The sequence below is a fragment of the Allobosea sp. 2KB_26 genome (assembly GCF_052115715.1).
In the GTDB taxonomy this organism is placed as follows: Bacteria; Pseudomonadota; Alphaproteobacteria; order Rhizobiales; family Beijerinckiaceae; genus Allobosea.
The window spans coordinates 337,798-361,603 of record NZ_JBFRHE010000002.1 but is presented as its reverse complement, the minus strand read 5'-3'; the positions used below and the strand labels follow the sequence as shown (position 1 = coordinate 361,603).

Here is a 23,806-nt window from a genome sequence, read left to right as displayed (position 1 = left end):
AACCCATAACGGCCAGGCTGCAAGCGACGGCGCGATAACGGAAACGGCCGGCCGTTCTTACGAGGCGAGTTGGCGGGTCGGGCCGAGAACGTTCCTGCGTGCGCGGTCGTCCCTGCCCTCAGAACCTGATTCCGACCCTGGCGTTGAAGCTATGGTCGGTGGCGCTCCGCGCGAGCTGGCCGTCATAGGCGATGCTGAGCTCGGCCGCGGGTGTGAGCTTCATGCCGATGCCGGCGCCGAGCACCAGCGCATCGCGGGCGATCGGAACGCCCGCGATCGAGAACGGGGCGCCGCCGGCGAAGGCCTGGAGCGAGAGTGGCGTCAGGTCGCCGCCAGCATGGCGCCAGCCGAGCGTGCCGTTGAGCTGCACCGTGCTGCCGCCGAGCTCGACACCGGTCTGCGCGCGCAGCCCGAGTGTGGCGAAGGTCACGGCGGTGGTCTGCGGGCCGGCGGACAAAGCTGCGATACCGCCCGTTTCACGAAAGTCATCGCTACGCAGATTGACATAGGCCAGATTGGCGAAGGGCTCGAACACACCCGGCCCGAAATCGAGACGATAGGCGATCTCGCCAAAGGCCTGCAGGGTGTGGGCACCATAGCCCGACAGAAGCTGCTCGCCGCCCCCCGGGAAAGAGACCGAGCGGCGCATTGAGAGATCGTGCCAGGTGAAGTTCACCGCGCCGGTCAGGCGGAGACGATCGAAGCGGGCCCCGCCATAGACGCCGATCGTATAGTTGTCCGCGTCGCCTTGCGACCTGCGGCGCGCCACCTCGAAATGTGAGCGCGAATATCCCGCCATGATGCCTGCCCGACTATCCGCCGTGGCGGCGAGGTCGAGGCCGGCGATGAGGCCGTTGGTCGAGCGCGTCAGCGAGGCGGCATTGCCGTCCCCTTGGGTCTGCCCCCAGGAGCCGAAGCCGCGCGCCCATAGCGCCAGGTTTTCCGCCGGGGCCGTCGAGATCCCCCCCTTGCCGGAGGCATAGGCCAACGTCGCGATATGCGGCGCACCGATTCCGTCGAAGGCAGCGCGGATCCGGTCGGAAACCGCACTGCGCACCATCTGACTGCCTTCGATCAGCGCGGTCTTGGCCGAAGCGTGAATCTCGCCGGATAGGCTGTCAAAGGCGCGTCGGCCCTCATCCGCGTCGCGCAGTTGCGTGAAACGCTGCCAGAGCGGACTGGCCTCGTCGAGGCTCTCCAGGCCGAGGCTGGTCTGGGTCTGGTTGCGGGTCTGTGCGAGGGCGGCGAAAGGCAGGTCGTTGCGCAGCAAGGTCAGCGTGACGCTGGTCGCATCATAGCCCAGCGACGGATCGAGGAAGAGATAGCGCGAGCTCACGTCGTCGAAACGGCCCAGCACGCCCCGATCGGCGGTCAGGATCGTATAACGCTGGTTCGCCCGATAATTGCCGTCCTCACCGAGATGCACCACCGAGCCGCCGCCGAGTCGTGCCATCCCACTCGCACGGATCAGGTCGCTCGCCATGCCGCCGGCATCGACCTCGACCTCGTAGATCGCGCCCCGCTCGAACGCGACATCGCCAGCGACTGTCAGCGTGCCGATCGAGTTGCCGGGCGCGATCGTCGCGCCGGAACGAATCGTCGTCGCACCGACGGTGCCGCTGCCCTGGAGTCGGGCGCCACTGAGGACATCGATCTCGCCGCCGAGGGAACCATTGACCACGAGCATGCCCGCCGACACCGTGGTCGTTCCGGAATAGGCCGCACTGTCGCCGCGCAGTTCGAGCCCGCCGCGGCCGGTCTTGTCGAACCGTCCCGTGCCGGAGAACACGCTCGCGATGCTGGCATCGCTGCGCTGATCGAAGACGACCGTACCGTTATTGACGATGTCGCCGGAGATCGAGGCTGCATCGCCGACGAGCCTGCCCGCCGCGATGACGGTGCGGCGATAGAAGTTGCTGCCGGTTAGCGTCAGCGTTCCCGCCCCGGTCTTGATCAGATCGCCGAAGCCATAGACGCCACCCGTCAGCGTCGCGTCGCGGCCATTGGTGTCGACGGTCCCGTTGCCCAGCAGCAGCACGGTGCGGCTGGTGTCGAACGCGGTGTCGAAGCGCAGGGCGCCGCCGAAGAAGCTGATCGCCGTGCCCTGGGCGCCGAGATTGCCGTCGGATGCGACCTCGAGCACGCCGGCCCTGATCACCGTGCCGCCGGAATAGCTGTTGTTGCCGGTCAGGATCGTCGTGCCGCCGCCGGACTGGACGACGCTGCCGCTGCCCGAGATGGCGCCGGCGAAGACGTAGTCGTTCGTGCGGTTGAAGCTCAGAAGCGCGTTGTTGACGACATTGCCGGCGAGTTCGCCGGTAGTCCCGCCATTGCCGATCTGCAGAATGCCGGCGGCGATCGTCGTGCCGCCGCCATGGCTGGCGCTTCCCGTCAATGCCAGCGAGCCCCAGCCGTCCTTCACCAGACTCCCAGTGCCGCTGATCGCCCCACTGAGCGCGAAGGTCGTGCCCGCCATGGTCTCGATCGTGCCCGAGCCTGTGAGCGTGATCGCGCGGGAGCTGGTGATATCGGCGAGTGTCGCCAACCGGCCTCCCCCGCTCAGTGCGAGGTTCGAGGAGGCATTGCCGAGATTGGCGTCGGCGATGATGGCCAGCGTGCCGCCGCGGATCGCGGTGCCCCCGGAATAGCTGCTCGTTCCGGTTAGAAGCAGCGTGCCCGCACCTGCCTTCTCGATCCGTCCGGCGCCGGTGATGCCGCCAGCGAAGGTACTGTCCTCGCTCTGGTCGACGGTCAGCGTAGCCGTGCCGAGCGCGATCTCGCCGCCAGTGCCGGCGAGCAGGCTCATCGCCAGATTGTAGCTGTTGAGATCGAGCTTGCCGCCGGTCAGGACATATCCGGTCATCCCTGGGAGGGCTCCGGCGCTGTCGGCGAACAGCGTTCCGGCCGTGATGAGCGTGCCCCCGGACCAGCTGTTGCTGCCTGTGAGCGCGAGCGTACCGGCGCCCCATTTGATCAGCCCACCCGCGCCGCTGAGCCCTCCGGTGAGCCGTAGCGTCGTGCCGGCATCGGTGTCGATGGCGCCGGTGTCGTTCAAGGCGATGCTGCGGGCAGAGACGATATCGGCCGTCGTATGGAGCGCGCCATTGTCGAAGGTCAGACTGCCCGTTCCCCCGAGATTGCGGTCATCCGAGATCTGCAGCGTCCCGCCAACGATCATGGTGCCGCCGGTATAGGTATTGGCTCCCGACAGGATCAGCGTGCCGTCGCCGGTCTTGCCGAGACCGTCAGAGCCAGTGATCGTCAGGGCGACCGTTGCGGTCTCGCCGTCGAGGACGCGGATCTCCGGCGTCGTGATGACGAAGCTGCCGTTACTGTAGCCGCCCAGGTTCAGGCTGCCTCCGGCCCCGTCGACCAGCGTGTAGCTGCCGCCCGCGAATTGCAGCCCGACGAGGTTCTGCTGGCCGTCAACGGTAACGGTGCCGCCCGGACCGCGGAAGACACCGTAGCCGCTGCCCCATTGCGTGGGAGCGGCGCCGGCATAGTCGAACCAGTTCTGGCTTCCGGCATTCCAGGTGCCGGATGCGCCGCCCGCCGATGTCGTGCCCCAGAGTTGCAGGATGTTGAGGCCGTTCTGCTGGACGAGCAGGTCGACCTTGCCCGCCTGCGAGATGTCGATTCTGTAGTCATAGGCGAACGGGCTGGTCGCCGGCGTACTCCCGATGCCAAGGCCGCCGCCTGACAAGGTGCCGGTATAGGTGAAGACACGGTGGAAGCCGATCATGGGCTGCGAACCGGCGCCGATGTTCAGTATCCCGCCATTGAGGGCGAGGTTTCCATTGACCTGTGTCGTGGCGGAGTCGATCGCGGGGGCGTCGGCGCTGCGCAGTTGGTAATCGTAGTTGCCGCCGGCGTTGAGTGTCAGCGTGCCGTTGACGATGAGCGGGGCGGCATCCGATGGCCTGATGGTGCCGCCTGCATTCGCCGTGAGGTTGCCGTTGACGGTCAGCGAGGTCGGGCCGGAGGGCGCCAGGGTGCCCCCATTGCCGATCGTGATCGCACCCAGGCTGCCCTCGCCTTCGACGCGGCCGCCGGCATTGATCGCGATGGCGCCGCCGAGACGCGCCGAGCCCGCCATCCTGAGCGTGCTGCTCGCCACCGTCACAGCGCCCGAAAAACCCGAACTGTCGCCCGTCAGGATCGTCGTGCCCGAGAGCAGCCGGATCGTCCCCGCGCCCGCGCCGGCGCTGGAGAGCGCCGCATCGAAGCGATAATCCGACGCCGTGTGGTTGAAGACGAGCGCACCGGCTGTCGAGATTTGCACGCCACCGGTCTTCAGGAATCCGGGAGCGGCTGCCGGAGCCCCGGCACCAGCACCGATGTTCAAGGAGCTGGGGCCGTAATCCTTCAAGGCGATGACATATTTGCCGGTATCGATCAGCCCACCATCCGAGACCGTTGCGGTTGCGGCTCCGCCGCCGAGCCCCGACAGGGTGAAGGCCTCGACGCCATGATAGAGGGCATCCGAATTGACCGTGGTCAGCACGGAACCGGCGCCCGTGACGATGAGGCTGCCGGCGACCGCCGCCGTGTCGCTCTGGACCCGACCATCATCGGAGATGAGCAGCGAACTCGTGCTGCCGACGCCAAGTTCGGCGCGCTCGAGATAGCCGGGGCCGCGATGCACGGTCCAGCGCGAGCCTGCCCCCGTGACGACCGCATCGGAGCCGGGCGCGCCGGGCTTGCCCCCGATGATCGTCTCGCCATAGCTGTCGAGGCTGCCGCCATTGGCGATCGTCATCTGACCTGAGCCGTCGATCCCGAGGTACAGCGCCGAATAATTGCTCCAGTGCGCCCCTGAGCCGGAAATGAGGACCGTGCCGCGAGAGCCGGCCTCCTTGCCGATGATCGTGGCGATCCCGAGCTGGGGCTGGAAGAGCGTGAACAGGCTGGTCAGGGTGCCGCCATTCGTGATGGTCAGCGATCCGTCGCCTTTGTCGCCGATGACCATCGGCACCGCGTTGTTCCATTTCGCGGCGGAACCGGAGATCGTGACCGCAGCGTTGGAGCCCGCCTCAGGCGCGATGACTGCCGTGGTGCTGGCGAGCTGCGCCGCGCCGGACAAGACGAGCCCGCCATTCCTGATACTGACGTTGGCGAAGCTCGCTGCACCCGTCACGGTCCAGGTGCCCGGCCCGTCCTTCGCGAAAATGCCGAAGGCCTGGCTGGCATTGCCCAAGGTGGCGAGGTCGAAACTGGCATTCTGCCAGCCGCCGAGGACGAGCGTGTTCGGATTGCTGTCGTCGCGCGTGAGGGCGACATTGCCGAGGATGCGATAGCCTGGCTGCAATTCCAGCGTATTGCCGCCGCCAGTCAGACTGATCGCATCGGCATGCGACCCGTCCGCATTGAGCCCGCCTTCGATTTGCCCGGCCGTGACGATCCTGACGCCGCCGCCCCCCGCAACGGCGCGCCCACCGCGCCCGCTTTGGCCCGCCGTGCCATAATGCCCGGGATCAGTGTTGTACGAGCCGTAACCTGCCGCGCCGGCCGCTCCGCCGGCGCCGCCCTTGCCGCCGGTAATGAGCCCTCCGGCCTGGACCTGGAGCCTGCCGCCTGCCGCAAGCACGAGACCGTCGCCGCCATTGCCGGCATTGCCGCCATGGCCGCCGTCGCCGCCGTTCTTGCCGCCACCACCCGTCCCTCCGACACCGCCGGCGCCGCCGTCGCCGCCGCGAATGGCCGACTGGTTCTGGACGATGACCGGGCCAGAGCCGGAGGCATAGAGCCCGACCGCGCCATCGCCGCCATTGCCGCCGCTGCCGCCATAATACCCGTCCCCGCCATCGTCTCCCCAGAGGAAGCAGGGCAGGCCCTGCGGGCAGTTCTGGCCGAGCACACCTCCGGCGCCGTCCCCGCCCGTACCGCCGGCACCGCCTGCGCCGCCATTACCGCCCGAAATCACCGACCTGACGAGGACTTCTCCGGACTGCAGCAGCACCAGCCCGACCCCGCCGCCGCCACCGCCGCCGCCACCGCCGCCCGCACCGCCATAGCCCGCCCCTGGGATCGGTCCGACCAGGCCGACGGCACCGGTGCCGGCCTTGCCGCCTTTCCCGCCCGCGCCACCGCTGCCACCGAGAATCGGCGCGGTGACGAAACTCGCGTTCGGATCACTCAGGATCGCGCCGGTACCGCCGCCGCCACCGCCGCCGCCGCTGCCGCTGTCATGCCCCCAGATGCCACCGAAGGGCTGGCCGTCGCTGCCATCTCCACCAATCGCGCCTGCCCCGCCGGCACCGCCCGTGATCGCCTGGCCGCCCGGTAGCATAACGGAACCATTCCTGCCGTCGAAGCCGATGGCACCGGTACCGCCGCCATCGCCGCCGCCCTTCGCATGCGCGCCGCTACCGCCGGCTCCGCCCTGGCCGCCGTTGGCAGTTCCGCTGCGCCTGTCACCGTGCCGGCCGCCGCCGCCGCCGCCTCCGCCGCCCGCGAACAATCCCGAGCCGGCGCCCGCTCCGCCAGCGACAGGCTTGCTGACGCCATGGCGGCCGCCCGCGCCGCCGCCGCCCAGCGACTGGGCTGCGGCCGGAGATGCGCCGATCAGGATGGCGCCGAGCATGACGCTCCCGGCCAGAACTCCGGCGATGGCCGTGGACGAGCGCAGCGCAGCCCGCTTCTGCGACAAGGCCGCGCCATGATATCCGCGCAGGCTTGCAGCCGGCGTCAGGTCAGGACGCCGGCTGATTTCAAAGGCCAGGTTCGGCCGCGCCGCCGTCATGCCCTTGCCGTCCGCAACGCTCAGCGCCCTTCCGCCGCGGGCACGAGTTCGGCCGCAAGATCCCGGACCGCCTGCCGTATCCCCCCGAACATGGCGAAGTCGACGCGGCTGGCGACGACGAAGATGCCGAGCTTGCGGTTGGGCGAGAGCACGACATAGCTCATGAAGCCGCCGATGCCGCCGCTCTTGCCGAGCAGCAGCGGCACGCGTTCGCGCGCCGGGCTAACGATCCAGCCCAGCCCCATCCCGTCGGAATCCGTGGCCTCGACGCCGACGAGGCGCGCAAGCCCGTCATGGGGCCGCCAGAGCGCATGCGCGAGTGTCCGCGCCGGGCGCCCGGCCGCGTCATCGGCCAGATGCCAGCGAATCCATTTCACCATGTCCTCGGCGGTGGTGTAGATGCCGGCGCTGGCCTGCATCACCTCGCTCGCCTCCCAGTTCGGATCGGGCTTGCCGAACGGGTCGAGCCCGGTCATCAGCCGGGGCTTCTGAGCCTCCGAGAGACGCAGCGCCGTGTCCGCCATGGCGAGCGGCGCGGTGATGCGCTCGCGCACCAGTTCGGCAAAGGGCTTGCCACCGGCCCTGCCGAGCGCATCGCCGAGCAGGCCGAAGCCGAAATTTGAGTACATCGCGGTGGTGCCGGGGCGGTAGGCCGGGCGATGACCCGAGACCCAGTCCCAGTAATAGGATGCCTTGAAGGTCGCAAACGGGTTCTTCTCTTCCGCCGGCGTCGCTGGATCGGCCATTTCGCGCGGCAGTCCGGCCGAATGCGTCGCGAGGTCGAGCAACGTGATTGACCGGTCGGCCAAATCCAGCGGAGCCTTGCCGGGCGGGGCATAGCGACTGAGCGGAGCGTCGAGGGCGAGCTGCCCGGTTGCGGCCATCGCGGCAAGCACATCGGCCGCGAAGACTTTTGAAACCGAGCCGACGCGGACGATCGATCGGCCGTCGGGCTCCTTGCCGTTGCCTGGCGCCGTTTCGCCGTAGCCTGCGATGACGCTGTCCTCGCCCCTGACGATGGCGAGGATCAGCCCCGGAGCGCGCGCGTTCAGGAACATCGCGACGCCGGCCATCGATGCCGCGTCCTGCAGGGCCAGATCTTCGGCAGCGGCCTGGCGCTGCCAGCCTGCGGATAAAAAGACGGTCACCAGGGAGCAGATGGCGAACCTTGCCGCCTTGTGCCCCAGGACACGTTTGGAGGTCGGAGCAGTGACGGTGCGGCGGAGGGGCATGGGCAAGCGTGCATTGGTTGATCGGCATGCCATCGGGTTTGCGTGTCAGCCGGGAGGCAAGTGGAATTCGACCAACCGACATGCCGGTTCGATGAATCCCCCTGCCGATCGGTTTCATCGTGAGAAATCGGTAAACCGGCAGGAGGTTACGTTACGCGAAGCGGCCGGCGCTCAAATCCCGAGTCGCTGCCGCAATTCCTGCCGGTAGGGGCGCGACACGGGCCAGGCCTCGGCGAGCTGGCCGAGCGCGATCTTCCAGCTATTCCCGTCGCGTCGGTCGAGCCCGCTAACGTGCTGCAGGTTGATGATCGCGGTGCGGTGGACGCGCAGGAAGGAGCCCGGAGGCAGCAACCCGGTCCAGAGCGCGAGCGGGCGCAGGTCGAGGACCGTCGAGCCGTCCTTCAGCCAGACCTTCGCATAGTCGCGCGCCGAGCGGACGCCGAGAATGGCGTGCGGCTCCACGCCGATGATCTGCCCCTGCCGACGCAGATGGATCAAGGGTGCAAACGCCCGCGCCTTGTCGGCGAATGCCTGCTCGTTGCGGTGCGCTCCGTAACGCGCCAACGCGATCAGCTCCGCGCATCGAAACAGCGCCCTGATATCCTCCTGCGGCCAGCGCCGGGCTGCGGTGGTCGCGTCGAAACCGATACAGGCGCGCAACTGCCCGCCATGGAAGACCGGCACGCTGAGCACGCTCTGGTCGCCCTGGCGCAGCATCTCGACCTGGAGCTGGCGGGCCGGGCGCGGCAGATCGACAACCCGATTGATCATCACCGCCTTGCCCGAGACCAGGAATTGCTGCAGCCAGGCGATCATCGTCACCGGCGTGTTCTGCAGGTCTTCGACGAAGGAGCGAATGCCCTGCCTGCTCCATTCATGGGTGTTCCGGAAGCGCAGCAGCGCTGAGTCGTATTCGAACATCCAGGCCCGATCGGCGCCGGCAAGCTCGCCGATCTCGGCCAGCGCAGCCGTGATCGCAACATCGGCCGGCTCCTGAATCAGCCGTTTGGCCATGCGGTGGGGCCAGTCCGGCCCTGCCATGTCGCTGCAGTCGGCGAACGCACACGTCTCGAAGACGGCGGCAGGCGGATCGCCTGTCGCGCGACCTGCCTCCGCTTGCGCAACGACCCGCTGGCTGCCAGTGCCGCGCACGGTGATTCCTCCTGCTGCATCCGCACATTTGGCGGAGCCAACTGTGCAGGTGCAACCGAAATATCGGCAGTGACCCAACCAGTCTGAACGCCCCCTGGCAGGTGTCAGGAGGGCGAGCGATGGCGGCCGCCGTGCTTGCTCGCTCAGCGCGACTGCAGCGTCGGGTCGAGCCTGTCGCGGACCCAGTCGCCGATGATCGAAATCGACATGGTCGTCAGGAAGATCGCCATGCCGGGCAGGATCGCGATCCACCATGCGGTGGTCAGATAGGCGCGCCCTGCCCCCAGCATCTGGCCAAGGCTGGTCAGAGGCGGGCGGATGCCGAGGCCGAGGAAACTGAGCGAGGTCTCGAGCAGGATCACCTGCGGAAAGTTGAGCGTGAACTGAACGATCAGCACGCTCAGGATGTTGGGCAGGATATGCCGGAGATAGACATGGCGCGCGGGAGCGCCGAGCGCGACCACGGCCGTCGCATAGCCTTGCGTGTTTGCGGCGATGACGACGCCCCGCGTCAGCCGCGCAAAGACCTCCCAGCCATAGAACCCCATGATGGCGATGAAGAGCATGAAGCCGCCGCCGAACATGGCGATCAGCGCGAGCGCGATCATCATGAAGGGCAGCGACGCCTGGACGTCGGCCAGCATCATGATCGCTTCCTCGACGAAGCCGCGGAAATGCGCCGCGATGAAGCCGAGCGCCGTACCGATCAGTGCGCCGATCAAGGTGCCGCCGAGCGCAACAAGCACGCTGAAGCGGATGGCGTAGATCAGGCGGCTCAGGACATCGCGGCCGAGTTCGTCGGTGCCGAGCAGGTGATCCGTCGTCCCACCCAGGAATACGGGCGGCCTGAGGCGCTTGAGCAGCGCTTGCGCGCGGTAGTCATAGGGCGCCAGCCAGTCCGCGAAGAGAAAGACGACGACGATCAGCGCCAGCAGGACAAGGGCGACGACGACGAGGACGGGATAGCGCGCTTCCGCACGCACCGGAGTGTCGTCAGCCCGACGGAAGGACCATGGCATCGCCATCTCAGTTCTCCGAACGTGCAGCGCGCATGCGCGGATCGATCAGGGTGTAGATCGCGTCGACCGCGAGATTGGCGAGGATCATCGTGACCGAGACCATGATCAGGATCGCCTGGACCAGCGCGAAATCGCGCGATGTCACCGCGTTGACGAGAAGCCGACCGACGCCGGGGACCGCAAACACCGTCTCGACGATGATCGAGCCCGCGACGAGATCACCGAGCTTGAGCCCGATGATGGTGATGATCGGGATCGCGGCGTTGGGCAGTGCGTGCCAGAGTACGCGGCGCAGGCTCGGCACGCCCTTGGCGCGGGCCGCCACGACATATTGCTTGTTGAGGACCTCGAGCATCGCCGAGCGGGTGAAACGCGCGAATGTACCGGCGAAATGCGTTCCCAGCGTCACGGCCGGCAGGATCAGGTGCAGGGCCGTCGCGTCGCCCGAGCTCGGCAGCAGCCGCCAATGCAGCGAGAACAGCAGGATCAGCAGGATGCCGAGGAAGAAATTCGGCAGGCTGAAGCCGAGCACGGCGAAGCTCATCACCAGCCGGTCCACCGGCCGGTTGCGGTTCAAGGCCGCGACGATGCCGAAGCCGACACCGAGAATGAGGCCGAGCACGAAGGCCGTCAGCCCAAGCCGCAGCGTATGGGGGAGCGCACCGGCGATCAGTTCAACGGCCGGGCGCTGATCGGAGAGCGAGAGGCCGAAATCGCCCTGTGCGATACCGGCGATATAGGAAACGTATTGCTGCCAGAGCGGTCGATCGAGCCCAAATTTCTCGCGGTAATGCGCGATGAGTTCGGGCGAGGCCTGGTCTCCGACCAGCGCGTCGATCGGGTCCCCCGACAGGTTCAGCGCGACGAAGGTCAGGGTCACGATCAGCCACACCGTCAGGAGGCCGCGCGCCAGCTTCACCAGGAAATGACGGCCCGGCATCATGACGCCACGCGGTTTTGTGCCCCGACGAGCAGGTCGGGGTCGTTGAGCAGCACGGCCTGCGGGGATTTCCCGAGGATGGCAGCAAGGCCATCGGCATCGACATCCCCGACGCGGCGCCCGGTTCCGGTCCCTCCCGCTGTGACCCAGACCGGCGCATGGCCGAGCAGGCCTGTCGCGACCTTTCCGTCGAGAGCGCCTTCCCAGATACGGAAGGCGCTCGCTCCCGCCGCCGCGAAATGGTCCGGATTTGCCGTGTCGGGAAGGAAGGCGAGCACCCGGATACCCGGCATTTGCAGCCGGGCATGGGCGACCTGCAGGACGTCGCGCACGCCGATCCATACCCGGTCGCGCAGGCCTGCCCCATTGATCACCGCGATCACCGCGTCGATGATCGCCAGGTCCTGCGTCTTGACGTCGATCAGGGCCTGCCGATGCGGGCAAATCGCTGCGAGTGCCTCGGCCAGGGTCGCGAGCCGGATGCCGCTCGAGCGCGCGATCGCCACCAGGGCCGCGTGGCTCGTCGTCGCGATGGCCGCGTTGCTGCCTGCGAGCCGCGCCAGATCCGGGTCATGCGCGGCGATGACGGCGCCATCCGCCGTCAGGCGCGCATCGGTCTCGACGAGATCGGCCCCGGCGGCGATCGCCGCCCGATAGGCCTCCAACGTATTCTCCGGGTAGCCGGCGGAATGGCCGCGATGGGCAATGACAAGCGGCCGGTTCACGATTCTGCCCTCAGTTCTTCGGCGAAATGGCAGCGGACGCTGCGGCCCCCCTGGACCTCCCGCAGCACCGGCATCTCGGCGGAGCAACGCGGGCGGGCATAGGGGCAGCGGGTGTGGAAATGACAGCCCGGAGGCGGATTGGCAGGCGACGGCGGATCGCCCATGAGGCGGCCCGATCGCGTGCGCCTGGGCGCGGAGAGATCGGGAATCGCGGCCAGAAGCGCCATGGTGTAGGGGTGCAGCGGCTGCCGGTAGACCGGATCCGTCGGCCCCTCCTCGACGATCTGGCCGAGATACATCACGGCGATGCGGTGCGAGAGCTGCTTCACGACGCGTAGATCGTGAGAAATGAAGAGATAGGCGATGTCGAACCGCTCCTGCAGCTCCTGCAGGAGTTCGGTCACCTTCGATTGAACGGAGACATCGAGCGCCGAGACCGGTTCATCACAGACGATCAGGCTGGGTTTCATGGCCAGCGCGCGGGCGATGACGACGCGCTGCGCCTGGCCGCCACTGATCTGGTGGGGAAAGTGCCCGGCCGTTTCCGGCGGAAGGGCCACCGCCTGCATCAGGCGCGCGACCTCGGCATCCCGAACGGCCCGATCCCCGATCTCGTGCAGGTCGAGCGGCTCGCGGATCTGCCGGCCGATGCTCAGTCGCGGATCGAGCGCCGATTGCGGATTCTGGAAGATCATCTGGATGTCGCGGCGCTGCCGCTGCCAGTCGCCCGGGCTCAAACCGGCAAGGTCGCGCCCCTTGAAGACGATCTCGCCGCCGCTCGGGCGCTCGAGCCCGACGATCATCCGGCCGGTCGTGGACTTGCCGCAACCGGATTCCCCGACAAGGCCGAGCGTCTCGCCGACCCGCAGCATGAGCGAGACATCCTCGACGGCGCGGATCGTCCGCTGCGACCGGAAGAAGGAGCGACCGCCGCCGAAATGGCGACGCAGCTTCGAGACCCGCAGCAGCGGCTCCGACCGTTCACTCATGAGGCAACCCGCTCGCGATAGACCGGCGCGGAGACATCGAGGCGCGGCATGGCGGCCAGAAGCTCGCGCGTGTATTGCGCCTCCGGCGCATGCAGGACGCGCTCTGCCGGGCCGGCCTCGACCACACGGCCATGGCGCATCACGACGACATCGTCGGCCATCTCGGCCACCACCCCGAGATCATGGGTGACGAACAGGATCGCCATGCCCAGCTCGGTCTTGAGCCGGTTGAGCAGGTCGAGGATCTGCGCCTGGATCGTCACGTCGAGCGCCGTGGTCGGCTCGTCGGCGATCAGCAGGCGCGGCTCGCAGGCCAGCGCCATCGCGATCATCACGCGCTGCGCCATGCCGCCGGAGAACTGGTGGACATAGGATGCCAGGCGTTGTGCGGGCTCAGGGATTCCGACCATGCGCAGCAGCTCGAGCTCGCGCGCCTGGCGCTGCGGCTCGGAGAGCGAGCTGTGCAGCCGCAGGGTCTCGCGCAGCTGCGTGCCGACGGTGTGCAGCGGATTGAGCGAGCCGAGCGGGTCCTGGAACACCATGCCGATGCCGCGTCCGCGGACCGTCTCCAGCTCACTTTCGCTGGCCAGGGCGAGATCGCGCCCCTCGAAGAGGATGCGCCCGCCGACGCGCCGGCCGTTCCGCGGCAGCAGGCCGAGCACGGCCTGGCAGGAGACGCTCTTGCCGCTGCCGCTCTCGCCAACGACGCAAGTCGTGGCGCCGCGGCGCACGGAGAACGAGACGGAATGCAGGATGTCGGCATAGCCGGCGGCGGTGCGGAAGCCGACCGTCAAATCCTCGACGGAGAGGAGCGTGTCGCTCCCCTCGCCCGCTTCCGTCATGCGGACAGTGCCCGTCACTTCGCGCCGATCGACAGGTTCGAGGGGCGGAAGTCCATGTAGTACTGGCTATAGGGCGTCCAGTTGATGCCCTTCTTCAGCGCGTAGCCGGTGACGGGGTTGTAGAGCATCGTCATCGGCATATCGTCCTCGAAGGCAACGAGCAGCTTTGCGAACTGCGCCTTGCGCTTGGTCTCTTCGGTCTCGGCGAGCAGCTCCCTGGCGGCCTCGTTGAATGCAGCGCTCGCGCCGTAATATTTCCAGGTGTTCTGGTTGTCGGTGTCGGGACCCCACAGGGCCAGGATCGCGCCTGCCGGATCAGGCACGCGATAGGTGTTCGACCAGGCGAAGACCTGGGCACCGAGCTTGCGGACATCCTTGAAGCTGTCGACGAAATCGATGCGCGCGTTGATGCCGACGGCGCGCCACATCTCCTGGATGACCTGCGCCGCCTCGACATTGTAGAGGTAGTAGTTCGGGATCAGCCGGTAGGAGATTTCCTGGCCCTTGTAGCTGCTCTCGGCGAGGAGCTTTTTGGCGAGCGCGGGATCATAGGGATAGCCCTTGTTTTCCTTGACATAGATCGGCCCGAAGCTCGGCAGCTGGTGGCCGTTGGGCGCATAGGTCTGGCCCTTCCAGAGGGCATCGATCAATCCCTTGCGGTCGATCGCCAGGCTCATCGCGTGGCGCAGCTTCTTGTCGGAGAGCACCGGGTCGTTGGTGTTGAACTGGAGCACATGGCTGTTCTCCAGCGGCTCCGTCTTCAGCGTGACATCCTTGTAGCGCTTGAGGCCGTCCCACTGGTCCGGCGGGATCTCGACGGCGATATCGAAATCGCCCGCGACGAGGCCGGCAACACGGGCCGCAACCTCCGGAACCGAGCGGAAGGTGATGGATTTCGCCGCGGGCGCGCCCTCGAAATAGCGATCGAACGCGGCAAGCGTGATGCGGTCGTTCTTCTGGTAGTCGACGAAGCTATAGGGGCCTGTGCCGACGGGCTTCCAGCGCAGCGCCTTGGCCGCCTGATCCATCCAGGTCTTCGCTTCGACACCGTCCGCCCTGAACTTGTTCCAGGCCTCGTCGCAGATGACGAAGGACATGTAGCTCGACAGGCGGTGCTCGATGATCGGGTCGTGCTGGGCCGTCGTGATCCGGATCGTAAAGTCGTCGAGCTTCTCGACATTGGTGAAATTGCCGAAATAGACGCGGCCATCGGGATAATAGGGCTTCGCCCCCCAGAGACGGTCGGCGGAAAACGTCGCCAGCACGTCATTGGCATTGAACGGGCTGCCATCGTGGCAGACGACGCCGCGGCGCAGCTTCATGTCGAAAGTGGTTGGCGTGCTCCAGGACCAGCTTTCCGCCAGCCCCGGGACCAGCTTCGCACCGCCATCAGCCGTCGGATGCGCGAAATCGCGGCGGATCAGTGTGTCGAAGATCGAGTAATAGACCCGGACGTCGACATTGCCCGTGTTCTCGCCGGGGTCGAGCGAGCGCGCAAGTTCGTTCACTGCCACGGTAAGCGCTGGCCGCTCTGTGGCCGCCGCGCCCAGCTCCACAGATGCCACCAGCCCCGCGCCAAGCACGGCCCAAAGCCCAGTCTGTCTCGTCGCTCTTGCCATTGCATCCTCCCATGGGGGGGCCCGTTGAAGGGCCTTGTTCAGTGGTCCGATCACCCGCGACGCCGCAGCCGCTATCCCGGCTTGCCGCGAAACATCCGCTGCAGCGTCTCGACCTTCGCCAGGGTCTTGAGCGAGCGACCGCGGTCGGTGCGCGATAATTCCAGGATCAGCGTGTTGCAGATCGCCATCGGGACGGTGAGCGAATGGAATTCGCCCTGCTCGCCACGGTCGGCGACGAGTTGCGCGTCGCAGTCCGGCACGCCCGTGCGCCTGTCCGTGATCAAGAGCGTTCCGGCATTGATGCCCTGCGCATAGGCGATGATCCGCGCGGCCGCCGGACTCTCATGGCGAAAGACCAGGGCGACGACGACATCGCCGGCGGCGAGGCCGAGCAATTGGTCAGCCGCCTGCCAGTCGGCATGGGCGACCACTGCCGCCCTGTAGCCGGACCTGACGAGACGGCGCACGAACAGGTCGGCGAGGCTGCTCGCATGCCCCTCGCCGACCACCAGGATCCGCCCGGCATCGCGCAGCAGACCGGCGGCCGTGATGATATCGGCATCTGAAATCTGCGCGGCCAGCGCGTTCAGGGCACGGATTTCGCCGTCGACGACAGAGCCCAGCAGGGAATCTCCGCGGACGCGGCTGAGCCGGCGCCGGACACGAACGGACGCATCGAGATCGGCGACGACGGCGTCCTGCAATGCACCACGCATGTCGCGATAGGTGGCAAAGCCGAGCTTGCGCGCGAGCCGGCCCGCCGTCGAGGGATGCACGCCGGCCTGTCCTGCAACCTTGTGCGCCGGCAGGAAGCTGCCGGCCGTCCGGTCAGCCAGGAGAACCTCGATCAGCCGCCGATCGGCTTCGGTCAGCTCGTCCCGGTGCGCTGCGATAATCTCCGTCAGGCTCATGCATCCCTCCCATGCCATCCAAGGTAGACAAGCTCTCCGCCGCTATGCAAGATAAATTGCTGAATCGTGCTAGCGCATTTTATCTTGCAACGCAGAAAACCTCTTGGACTGTGACGGTGACATGACAGACATCGCCTCTCATCGCGGCGGCGCCAGACTCTGGCCCGAGAACAGCCGCCTCGCCTTCCGCAATTCCGCCGCGATGGCCGTCGACTTCATCGAGTTCGACATCCATCGCAGTCGCGACGGCGTGCTGGTCGTCCATCACGATCCGCTGCTCGGCCGCACCTCCGCCGGCACCGGAGCGATCGCAGACAAGGACTGGTCCGAACTCCGGGAGGTCGCGCTGCTCCGCACCAGCGACGAGACCATCCCGAGCCTCGACGAGGTGCTCGACATTCTCGAGCCGAGCGGCATCAAGCTGCGCATCGAGCTGAAGAACCGCGGGGATGGCAGCCGCTATCCGGGAATCGAGGCCCAGGTCGTCGAGTCACTCACGCAAAGGCGCCTGCTCGACCGCACGACCTTCACCGCGTTCGACCTGGCAACGCTTGAGCAGCTCACGATCTCAGCACCAGCCACGCCATTGATCTGGCTGATAGCGGAAAAGACCCTGGCCGCACCGGCGCGAGACCTCGGCGCCCTGTGCCGGAAGGCGCGCATGGCCGGTGTTCCAGAGATTGCGGTGCGGATATCGCAGGCTGAAGAGAACGACGCGGACATCTGCCGACGGGAGACGATCCGCTATGGGCTCTTTGCCGTGCATGAAGAGGCGGAGATCCGGAAGGCCTTCGCTGCAGGGGTGACCGCCTTCACGACGGATCGGCCGGACCTGGCGGTCGCCCTCAAGCCCTAGCAGATCGGGCTGCGTGCGGCAGGCCTTCTCGGGACATCGAGTGGATTGCCCCGCGTCGATCATCCCCAACGATGGTGCGGGCTTCGTCCCGGTGTCGTTGGGGGCTTCAGGATCCGACGCATCCTGAGGAAGACGAGGATGTGCCGCCGAGGGCAATTGGGGGGCCGCCTATCCCGCCTGCTGCGCAACGCTGCAGGGGCTCCCGACCAGCTTCAGGAGCCGGACATCGGTGGTGCCGGCGCGGAATCCAGCCTCGCAATAGCAGAGATAATACTCCCAGAGGCGCCGGAAGGGTTCATCGAAGCCGAGCGGAGCGATCTGAGCCCAATGCGCCTGGAAGCGCTGGCGCCATTCCTTCAGCGTCTGCGCGTAGCTCGCGCCGAACTGGTGATCGTCATCGACGGAAAGGCCGACGCGAGCCATCTCACTGTCGAGCACGCTCACCGACGGCAGGCAGCCGCCTGGGAAGATGTAGCGCTGGATGAAGTCGGTTCCATCGGCATAGGACCGGAAGAGCCCGTCGTCGATGGTGATGGCCTGAAGGACGGCAGAACCTCCGGCTCGCAACGACGTCTGCAGCTTCGCGAAATAGGCAGGCCAATAGGCCTTGCCGACCGCCTCGATCATCTCGATCGAAACGATGCGATCGAATTGCCCGGTCACGTCGCGATAATCCTGGAGGCGCAGGGAGACCCGATCGGCAAGGCCGGCCGCGCTGACCCGCTCCTGCGCGAAGGCGAGCTGTGCGGGCGACAATGTAATCGCGGTGACCCTGCAGCCCTCGCGGGCGAGCCGTTCGGCAAGCGCGCCCCAGCCGCATCCGATTTCCAGCACGTGCTCGCCACCTCTCAGGGCGAGCATCTCGACGATCTTGTCGAGCTTGCGCTGCTGCGCCATTTCCAGCGTTTCCGCCGGGGCCGCGTAGAGCGCGGAGGAATAGGTCATGCTTGCGTCAAGCCAGCGGCCATAGAACGCATTGCCGAGATCGTAATGCGCCATGATGTTGCGCCGACTGCCGGCATAGGTATTGGCGTTGAGCAGATGGCGGAGTTGGTTCAGCCGACGAGCGAGCCATGAGCCGGAGATGAGCTTGCGAAGGGTCGCATCGTTCTGGGCGCCGAGTTCGATCAGTGCCGTCAGATCCGGCGTATCGAGATCGCCGTCGCGATAGGATTCGGCCAGGCCGATATCGCCGTCGAGCAGCAGGCGCCTGATCGCTCGCCAGCGCCTCAGAACCATGGTCGCATGCGGCCCGGGCGCACCATGTCGACTGCGGAGGCGTTCTCCTTCCGGCGTCACGACCGTCAGACTGCCAATCTCGATGCGCGAGAGCAGCCGGCGCAGGAACCAGCGCACCGGACCGAAGCCACGCGGCACCGTGAGATGCTCATCTGCGCCGGAGTGATGCCGTTGGGTTTCGGGCAGGCTCATGATTGCACCGGTTCTTTCGCATGGCGCGGCAGAGCATCGCCGAGGCTGAGAGGCCTGGCCGGTGGTGCCGGGTGAGGCCACAACGGAATGCGCTTCGCCAACAGCCGCAGCGCGTGCCAGTGGATCGCGGCGGTCACCTTCAGCGTGAGTAGTGGATGGCTGGCGAGCAGGCGTAGCATCGCCCCGTCGCTGAGTTCCCGACGCTTGCCGGTCAGCGCCGTGGCGATCAGGCGTCCCCGGTCATCATCGCCATCGATCGCGACCGAAACGCGCGCAGCCGGCGGAGAGACCTGGAATGCGTAGCGCATCGACAGCCCCATGAAAGGCGAGACGTGGAAGGCCTTCCGAGCCTCCTGCCGTAGCCGCGATGCTGTCGCACCGACCGGCGCGACATAGCTGTGAATTTCTCCAAAAGTGTTGTGCACCTCGTAGACCGTTGCGCAGAGGCGGCCGTCGCGCCGGTAGCAGAAATAGGTGCTGAGCGGATTGAAGGCGTAGCCGAGGATACGCGGCATCGTCAGCAGCCGGATCGCACCACCATCCCAAGCGATTCCACCCTCAGCCAGTGCGTCTTCGACCTGCGCCCGCAAGGGGCGCCCGCTTCGGTCGCCATAGTCGGAATCCCGGAAGGCATAGAGATTGAAGCGATTGTGCGAGAAGAAGCGAAGCTGCGTCGCGAGGTCGTCGAGCTCGTCGAGGTCGAGCAACATCCAGTAAACGCGATACGCCAGGGCATGACGCCTCGGACGGAAGCGACGATGCCGGACCCGGCCGACGTAAAGGCAGGATTGCCGGGTCATGCCACTTGCTCCCTTGCCGCCACGAAGGGAATGCGTCCCGACGCATCGGCGACCTGCCACGGCCGGCGAGCGGTGCTTAAGGATTCAGCGACCGCGAGCCCCGCCTGAAGTCCGTCCTCATGGAATCCGGCACCGAAATAGGCTCCGCAGAACCAGCTGCGTCTCTGGCCCTGCAACGCCCAGAGGCGGGTCTGGGCCGCAAGAGCTGCGGCATCGAAGAGCGGGTGCTCATAGGTTTCCTCATGGAGGATGGACCCGGCATCCAGCGTATCCGGCGGGTTGAGCGTCACGAAAACGGGGTGATCGTCCGGCAGGCCCTGAAGTCGGTTCATCCAGTAGGTGACCGTGCAGGTCTCTTCCGGCCGGCTGCGGTCGCCGAGATGGTTCCAACTGGCCCAGGCGCGCCGGCGCTTCGGCATCAGGTTGGCATCGCTGTGCAATACGGTGCGGTTGCGGCTGTAGCGGAATGCGCCGAGCGAAGCAGCCTCAGTGTCGCTGGGGTCGGAGAGCATCGCGAGTGCCTGGTCGGCATGTGTCGCGAAGACGACCTGATCGAACCGTTCGCTCCAGCCATCGCCTGAAAGCATGACGTCGTTCGGCGATCGCCGGACCTCCCGCACCGCGGTGCCGACCCTTGTCTCGCCGGCGAAGTCGGCCCGCAGCTGTGCGACATAGGCTGCGCTGCCGCCGGAAACCGTCCGCCAGATCGGCCTCCCGGTCAGCCTGAGCAGACCGTGATTATGATGGAACCGCAGGAATGCGGTCGCCGGGTAAGATAAGATCTCGGCACAGGGCGCCGACCAGATGGCGGCCGCCATCGGCAACAAGTGATCGACACAGAACGCCTGGCCATATCGACCATTGGCGAGATAGTTGCCGAGCGAAACGGCGCTCCCCGGCGCGACTTGCGCGTCCACGGTCGCCTCACGATAGAAGCGCCGAATATCCTGAAGCATCGACCAGAAGCGTGGGCTGACGAGGTTACGCCGCTGGGCGAACAGACCGTCCAGGCTCGTGCCGCTATATTCAAGCTTGCCGCCGTCGAGCGAGACCGCGAAGGACATTTCCGTCGGTTGGGTCGCGACGCCGAGATGCTCCATCAGAGCGATGAAATTCGGGTAAGTCGCTGCATTATAGACGATGAAGCCGATATCGACCGGCGTCTCCTCGCCGTTCAGGCTGCGGATGGTGACGGTATTGGCGTGACCACCGAGCCGCGGGGCGGCCTCGAACAGGACCACATCATGGGTTCGAGCGAGCAGCCACGCGGCCGAAAGGCCGGAGATGCCGCCGCCGATCACCGCAATTCTGGTTCGCTGCACCATGCTCCGTCTCCTCGTCTCACGGTGGATATACGCGGCAGGCATCGCCACGGATTTGTGGTCGACCAGGAAAACGCCCGCCGATGGTGAGCCGGAGCGATGCCCCGCACGTAAGAGCGAAGGAGAAGACGGCAGCTTGGGAGATGAGCCATGACGGAGAGCGGTCTGAGCGGCGTCATCTCACGCATCGGCGGCTATGCGGCCCATCACGATCGGCGGGCCGCGCTTGCCAATACGGTCGCGCTCGTCGTTGCGTCGAACCAGCCCTTCTATCCGCTCTACATATACTGGGCCGTGTCGCAGACGATCTGGCCGGCCCTTGCAAGCTTCCTGTCGACGCCGTTCTTCCTTGCGGTTCCGGCGCTGATGCGGCGCAGCCCCGTGCTCGGCCGGACGATGCTGGTGCTCGCAGGAATAGGAAACACCCTGCTCTGCCAGGCGGTGTTCGGAGCGGCCTCGGGCGTGGCCGTTTTCCTGTTTCCCTGCATCGCGCTCGCGATCCTGCTGTTCCGGCGGACGGAACGGGCCATCGCTTTCGGCCTCGCCGCTGTGGCTTTCGCCACCTATCTCGCGCCCAGCGGGATTTTCGGCGCTCCAGCCCATGTCTACGGTTTCGAGGAATATGCCGCTTTCCGGCGGCTGAACTTTCTCAGCGCAGCGACGTTGACCGCCCTGATAGCCCTGCTGTTCGCCAACGCTTTCGATGATGCGAATGCGCAGCCCGCTGAAACCGAAGAGCCGCACCAGACGTAGGCAGGTTGGGGGAACACGAAAGGGTCTTGCGATGGCGTGTACTCGAACCCTCCTGATCATCGCCGGTATGATCGGGGCACCAGCCGCGGGAGCTGCGGAACTCAACGGAACCTGGCTGCGCGATGACGGCAACGCTCGCGTGCGCATTGCGCCCTGCGGCGACAATACCTGCGCGACGAATCTCTGGATCGGCGACACCAGCAAGGGCGAGGCGGCTGGCGACAGGCTCATCATGACACTTGCCCGCCAGCCCGATGGCAGCTTCTCCGGCACCGCCTACGATCCCAAGCGTGACTGGCGCTACTCCATGACGATCAAGGCGACGACGGGCGCGCTGAGCACGCATGGCTGTGTGCTCGGCGGGCTGCTCTGTCGCAACGTGAACTGGAAGGCCGCCGAGTGATCCAGGCGGCGGTGCCACCCGTAGATGGAGCATGGTTGCCGCACTCGCCCTGAGAGCCGATGAGATGCGCCGGGCGAGGACGGTGGCGCAGAGAGGCCGGTTCGTTTCCGTGTTCGACCCCAACGCACTCATCGCCGCGATTGCGCGCTCGGGCGACCGGGCGGCGTTTGCCGAACTGTTTGACCATTTCGCCCCGCGGGTGAAGGGCATCCTGATGAAGGCCGGAGCCCCGGCCGATCTGGCCGAGGACATGGCCCAGGAGACCCTGCTCGCCGTCTGGCGCAAGGCTGCGCTGTTCGACCCCGGCAAGGCCAGTGCCGGAACATGGATCGCGACGATCGCGCGCAATCTGCGCATCGACGTCGCCAGGCGCGAGACGCGTTCGCGCTTGTCCGAGGTCTACGAGATCCTCGACGAGGATGGTCCGGAGCAGCCCGATGATGCCGTCTCGGGTGCACAACGCGACGCACGCGTCCGTGCCGCAATGACGGGCCTGTCGCCCGATCAGTACCGCGTCATCGAGCTCGCCTTCCTCGAAGGCTTCACCCATCAGGACGTGGCGCAGCGCCTCGCCATCCCGCTCGGAACGGTCAAATCCCGATTGCGATTGGCCTTGTCCCATCTGCGCGGAAAACTGGAGGATCTGCGATGAGGGCCGCACATTGCCCCTCGGACGAGACGCTTGCCACCTTCGCAGCCGGAGGGCTGGACGAAGGTCTCGCGCTGGTCGTCGCCGCACATATCGAGGCCGACGCGCAAAGTCGGCGTCGCCTGCGTGACCTCCAGTCGTTGCAAGGCGCGTTGCTCGATGCGATCGCCCCGGTTCCAATGCAGGCAGGCGCCTACGATGTGCTTGCCCGGGAGGTGATTCCACCACCGCCCCAGCGCATTGACAGCGCGTCGGACCCGGGGCTGCCGCGCGTCCTGCGGCCCTATGTCCTTGGTGCCTGGCGACCGATCGGGATCAGGATTGCGATGCGTCGCGTCGAGGTTCCCGGCGCCGAAGCGCGGGTCTTCCTGCTGCGCGCCGGGCCAGGTGTCACCCTGCCGCACCACAAGCACAGTGGGCTGGAATGGACGACCATTCTGTCGGGCGCCTATGAGCACGAATATGGTCGCTACATCGCAGGCGATTTCGACGAGGCGGATGCCGAGCATGATCACACGCCGCGCGTCGATCCCGTGCAGGGCTGCACCTGTATTGCGGCCGTGACCGGCGAGGTCTTGTTCCAGGGCTGGCTCGGGCGCCTGCTGCAGCCCCTGGTGCGGTTGTGACGGCGGTATCCTTTGCGGCGGCGGTCGCCTTTGCGGCGCTGGCCATGTCGAGCGCCATGGCCTTGGCGACGATCATCGAACGCCGCACCGGAAATTCCGGTTGGATCGATGTCGTCTGGACTTTTGGCCTGGGCCTGACCGGCGTGCTCGGCGCGCTCCTGCCCTTCGGAGGTGGCCCGATCACGCGCAGTGCTCTCGTGGCAACCCTGGCGCTCGCCTGGGCCTTGCGGCTCGGCCTCCATATCGTATGGCGGACGCGCGGCATCACGGAGGATCCGCGCTATGCCAGGCTGAAGCGCGACTGGGGTGCGCAGGCCAATGTCCAGATGGTGCGGCTGCTGCAGATGCAGGCGCTGGCGAGCATCCCGCTTGCGTTGGGCATGATGCTCGCGGCCCACAGCCCCTCGCCCGCGCTCACCTGGCGGGACGCTGTCGCAATCATCGTCTTCCTGGTGGGGATCCTCGGCGGAGGCATCGCCGATGCGCAGCTTCGGGCCTTTGTGCGCTCGGGCCAGTCCGGCGTCTGCGCCCGGGGCCTCTGGAGCTGGTCCCGCCATCCCAACTACTTCTTCGAGTGCGTGCTTTGGTGCAGCTATGCGGTGATCGCTCCCGCGACCTCCTATCCCTGGGGATGGCTCGCCTTGCTTGCGCCGGCAGCCATCACGCTGCTGCTGCTGTGCATCTCCGGGATACCGCCTCTTGAGGAGCACATGCTTGCCAAGCACGGCGCGGCCTATCGAGCCTATCAGGCGCGGACGAGCGCGCTCTTCCCATTACCGCCGAAAGGGTGAGGCC

The 23,806-nt window shown here is 66.7% G+C and carries 19 protein-coding genes; 6 read left to right on the top strand and 13 right to left on the bottom strand.

What is annotated here, in order from left to right:
- Positions 1 to 118 precede the first annotated feature (118 nt).
- From AB4099_RS09850 to AB4099_RS09805, 10 genes are all read right to left on the bottom strand, one after another.
- Positions 119 to 6,742: an autotransporter domain-containing protein gene (locus AB4099_RS09850; RefSeq protein WP_441477926.1), complete on the bottom strand. Its 6,624-nt coding sequence runs from the start codon at positions 6,740 to 6,742 to the stop codon at positions 119 to 121.
- Positions 6,743 to 6,762: 20 nt separating this feature from the next.
- Complete coding sequence (ampH, locus tag AB4099_RS09845) at positions 6,763 to 7,974, bottom strand: D-alanyl-D-alanine-carboxypeptidase/endopeptidase AmpH (RefSeq protein WP_441477925.1); 1,212 nt, start codon at positions 7,972 to 7,974, stop codon at positions 6,763 to 6,765.
- Positions 7,975 to 8,145: 171 nt separating this feature from the next.
- Positions 8,146 to 9,126 (bottom strand): LytTR family transcriptional regulator DNA-binding domain-containing protein, encoded by a 981-nt coding sequence (locus tag AB4099_RS09840; protein ID WP_441477924.1) that lies wholly within the window; start codon positions 9,124 to 9,126, stop codon positions 8,146 to 8,148.
- Positions 9,127 to 9,269: 143 nt separating this feature from the next.
- Entirely contained in the window at positions 9,270 to 10,145 is an 876-nt protein-coding gene (locus tag AB4099_RS09835; RefSeq protein WP_441478061.1) for an ABC transporter permease, read from the bottom strand.
- Between the two features lie 7 nt (positions 10,146 to 10,152).
- Positions 10,153 to 11,085, bottom strand: a complete 933-nt coding sequence (locus AB4099_RS09830) for an ABC transporter permease (protein WP_113516010.1) — start codon at positions 11,083 to 11,085, stop codon at positions 10,153 to 10,155.
- Positions 11,085 to 11,810 carry a glycerophosphodiester phosphodiesterase gene (locus AB4099_RS09825; RefSeq protein ID WP_441477923.1) on the bottom strand — a complete coding sequence of 242 codons (726 nt, stop codon included), beginning with the start codon at positions 11,808 to 11,810 and terminating at the stop codon, positions 11,085 to 11,087. Before AB4099_RS09825 ends, AB4099_RS09830 begins: the two co-directional genes overlap by 1 nt.
- Positions 11,807 to 12,799 (bottom strand): ABC transporter ATP-binding protein, encoded by a 993-nt coding sequence (locus AB4099_RS09820; RefSeq protein ID WP_113515959.1) that lies wholly within the window; start codon positions 12,797 to 12,799, stop codon positions 11,807 to 11,809. Before AB4099_RS09820 ends, AB4099_RS09825 begins: the two co-directional genes overlap by 4 nt.
- Entirely contained in the window at positions 12,796 to 13,659 is an 864-nt protein-coding gene (locus tag AB4099_RS09815) for an ATP-binding cassette domain-containing protein (protein WP_441477922.1), read from the bottom strand. Before AB4099_RS09815 ends, AB4099_RS09820 begins: the two co-directional genes overlap by 4 nt.
- Positions 13,656 to 15,260 (bottom strand): ABC transporter substrate-binding protein, encoded by a 1,605-nt coding sequence (locus AB4099_RS09810; protein WP_441477921.1) that lies wholly within the window; start codon positions 15,258 to 15,260, stop codon positions 13,656 to 13,658. Before AB4099_RS09810 ends, AB4099_RS09815 begins: the two co-directional genes overlap by 4 nt.
- A 71-nt stretch (positions 15,261 to 15,331) precedes the next feature.
- Positions 15,332 to 16,171 carry a MurR/RpiR family transcriptional regulator gene (locus AB4099_RS09805; RefSeq protein ID WP_441477920.1) on the bottom strand — a complete coding sequence of 280 codons (840 nt, stop codon included), beginning with the start codon at positions 16,169 to 16,171 and terminating at the stop codon, positions 15,332 to 15,334.
- Positions 16,172 to 16,292: 121 nt separating this feature from the next.
- Between AB4099_RS09805 and AB4099_RS09800 the strand changes: the two genes are divergently transcribed.
- Complete coding sequence (locus AB4099_RS09800) at positions 16,293 to 17,027, top strand: glycerophosphodiester phosphodiesterase family protein (RefSeq protein WP_441477919.1); 735 nt, start codon at positions 16,293 to 16,295, stop codon at positions 17,025 to 17,027.
- Positions 17,028 to 17,195: 168 nt separating this feature from the next.
- On the opposite strand, the gene AB4099_RS09795 is transcribed toward AB4099_RS09800, so the two are convergent.
- The 3 genes from AB4099_RS09795 to AB4099_RS09785 are packed head-to-tail and all read right to left on the bottom strand — an operon-like array spanning position 17,196 to position 20,583.
- A complete protein-coding gene (locus tag AB4099_RS09795; RefSeq protein WP_441477918.1) occupies positions 17,196 to 18,458 on the bottom strand; it encodes a class I SAM-dependent methyltransferase in 1,263 nt (420 codons plus the stop codon).
- A complete protein-coding gene (locus tag AB4099_RS09790) occupies positions 18,455 to 19,258 on the bottom strand; it encodes a DUF1365 domain-containing protein (protein WP_441477917.1) in 804 nt (267 codons plus the stop codon). Before AB4099_RS09790 ends, AB4099_RS09795 begins: the two co-directional genes overlap by 4 nt.
- Positions 19,255 to 20,583, bottom strand: a complete 1,329-nt coding sequence (locus tag AB4099_RS09785) for an NAD(P)/FAD-dependent oxidoreductase (RefSeq protein ID WP_441477916.1) — start codon at positions 20,581 to 20,583, stop codon at positions 19,255 to 19,257. Before AB4099_RS09785 ends, AB4099_RS09790 begins: the two co-directional genes overlap by 4 nt.
- A 147-nt stretch (positions 20,584 to 20,730) precedes the next feature.
- Here AB4099_RS09785 and AB4099_RS09780 point away from each other — a divergent pair, with 147 nt between their 5' ends.
- The 5 genes from AB4099_RS09780 to AB4099_RS09760 are packed head-to-tail and all read left to right on the top strand — an operon-like array spanning position 20,731 to position 23,802.
- Entirely contained in the window at positions 20,731 to 21,333 is a 603-nt protein-coding gene (locus AB4099_RS09780; RefSeq protein WP_441477915.1) for a hypothetical protein, read from the top strand.
- Positions 21,334 to 21,364: 31 nt separating this feature from the next.
- Positions 21,365 to 21,736 carry a DUF2147 domain-containing protein gene (locus tag AB4099_RS09775; protein WP_441477914.1) on the top strand — a complete coding sequence of 124 codons (372 nt, stop codon included), beginning with the start codon at positions 21,365 to 21,367 and terminating at the stop codon, positions 21,734 to 21,736.
- A 31-nt stretch (positions 21,737 to 21,767) separates the two neighbouring features.
- Entirely contained in the window at positions 21,768 to 22,388 is a 621-nt protein-coding gene (locus AB4099_RS09770) for a sigma-70 family RNA polymerase sigma factor (RefSeq protein ID WP_441477913.1), read from the top strand.
- A complete protein-coding gene (locus tag AB4099_RS09765; RefSeq protein ID WP_441477912.1) occupies positions 22,385 to 23,011 on the top strand; it encodes a ChrR family anti-sigma-E factor in 627 nt (208 codons plus the stop codon). The genes AB4099_RS09770 and AB4099_RS09765 overlap by 4 nt, the downstream gene beginning before the upstream one ends.
- Positions 23,008 to 23,802, top strand: coding sequence for a DUF1295 domain-containing protein (locus AB4099_RS09760; RefSeq protein WP_441477911.1), 795 nt, complete (start codon positions 23,008 to 23,010; stop codon positions 23,800 to 23,802). The genes AB4099_RS09765 and AB4099_RS09760 overlap by 4 nt, the downstream gene beginning before the upstream one ends.
- The last annotated feature ends 4 nt before the right edge of the window (positions 23,803 to 23,806 follow it).

Excerpts from the sequence above, each read along its gene's own strand:
- AB4099_RS09850 (WP_441477926.1), bottom strand. The coding sequence starts at position 6,742 with ATGACGGCGGCGCGGCCGAACCTGGCCTTTGAAATCAGCCGGCGTCCT.
- ampH (WP_441477925.1), bottom strand. The coding sequence starts at position 7,974 with ATGCCCCTCCGCCGCACCGTCACTGCTCCGACCTCCAAACGTGTCCTG.
- AB4099_RS09835 (WP_441478061.1), bottom strand. The coding sequence starts at position 10,145 with ATGCCATGGTCCTTCCGTCGGGCTGACGACACTCCGGTGCGTGCGGAA.
- AB4099_RS09830 (WP_113516010.1), bottom strand. The coding sequence starts at position 11,085 with ATGCCGGGCCGTCATTTCCTGGTGAAGCTGGCGCGCGGCCTCCTGACG.
- AB4099_RS09820 (WP_113515959.1), bottom strand. The coding sequence starts at position 12,799 with ATGAGTGAACGGTCGGAGCCGCTGCTGCGGGTCTCGAAGCTGCGTCGC.
- AB4099_RS09810 (WP_441477921.1), bottom strand. The coding sequence starts at position 15,260 with ATGGCAAGAGCGACGAGACAGACTGGGCTTTGGGCCGTGCTTGGCGCG.
- AB4099_RS09805 (WP_441477920.1), bottom strand. The coding sequence starts at position 16,171 with ATGAGCCTGACGGAGATTATCGCAGCGCACCGGGACGAGCTGACCGAA.
- AB4099_RS09800 (WP_441477919.1), top strand. The coding sequence starts at position 16,293 with ATGACAGACATCGCCTCTCATCGCGGCGGCGCCAGACTCTGGCCCGAG.
- AB4099_RS09795 (WP_441477918.1), bottom strand. The coding sequence starts at position 18,458 with ATGAGCCTGCCCGAAACCCAACGGCATCACTCCGGCGCAGATGAGCAT.
- AB4099_RS09790 (WP_441477917.1), bottom strand. The coding sequence starts at position 19,258 with ATGACCCGGCAATCCTGCCTTTACGTCGGCCGGGTCCGGCATCGTCGC.
- AB4099_RS09785 (WP_441477916.1), bottom strand. The coding sequence starts at position 20,583 with ATGGTGCAGCGAACCAGAATTGCGGTGATCGGCGGCGGCATCTCCGGC.
- AB4099_RS09780 (WP_441477915.1), top strand. The coding sequence starts at position 20,731 with ATGACGGAGAGCGGTCTGAGCGGCGTCATCTCACGCATCGGCGGCTAT.
- AB4099_RS09775 (WP_441477914.1), top strand. The coding sequence starts at position 21,365 with ATGGCGTGTACTCGAACCCTCCTGATCATCGCCGGTATGATCGGGGCA.
- AB4099_RS09770 (WP_441477913.1), top strand. The coding sequence starts at position 21,768 with ATGGTTGCCGCACTCGCCCTGAGAGCCGATGAGATGCGCCGGGCGAGG.
- AB4099_RS09765 (WP_441477912.1), top strand. The coding sequence starts at position 22,385 with ATGAGGGCCGCACATTGCCCCTCGGACGAGACGCTTGCCACCTTCGCA.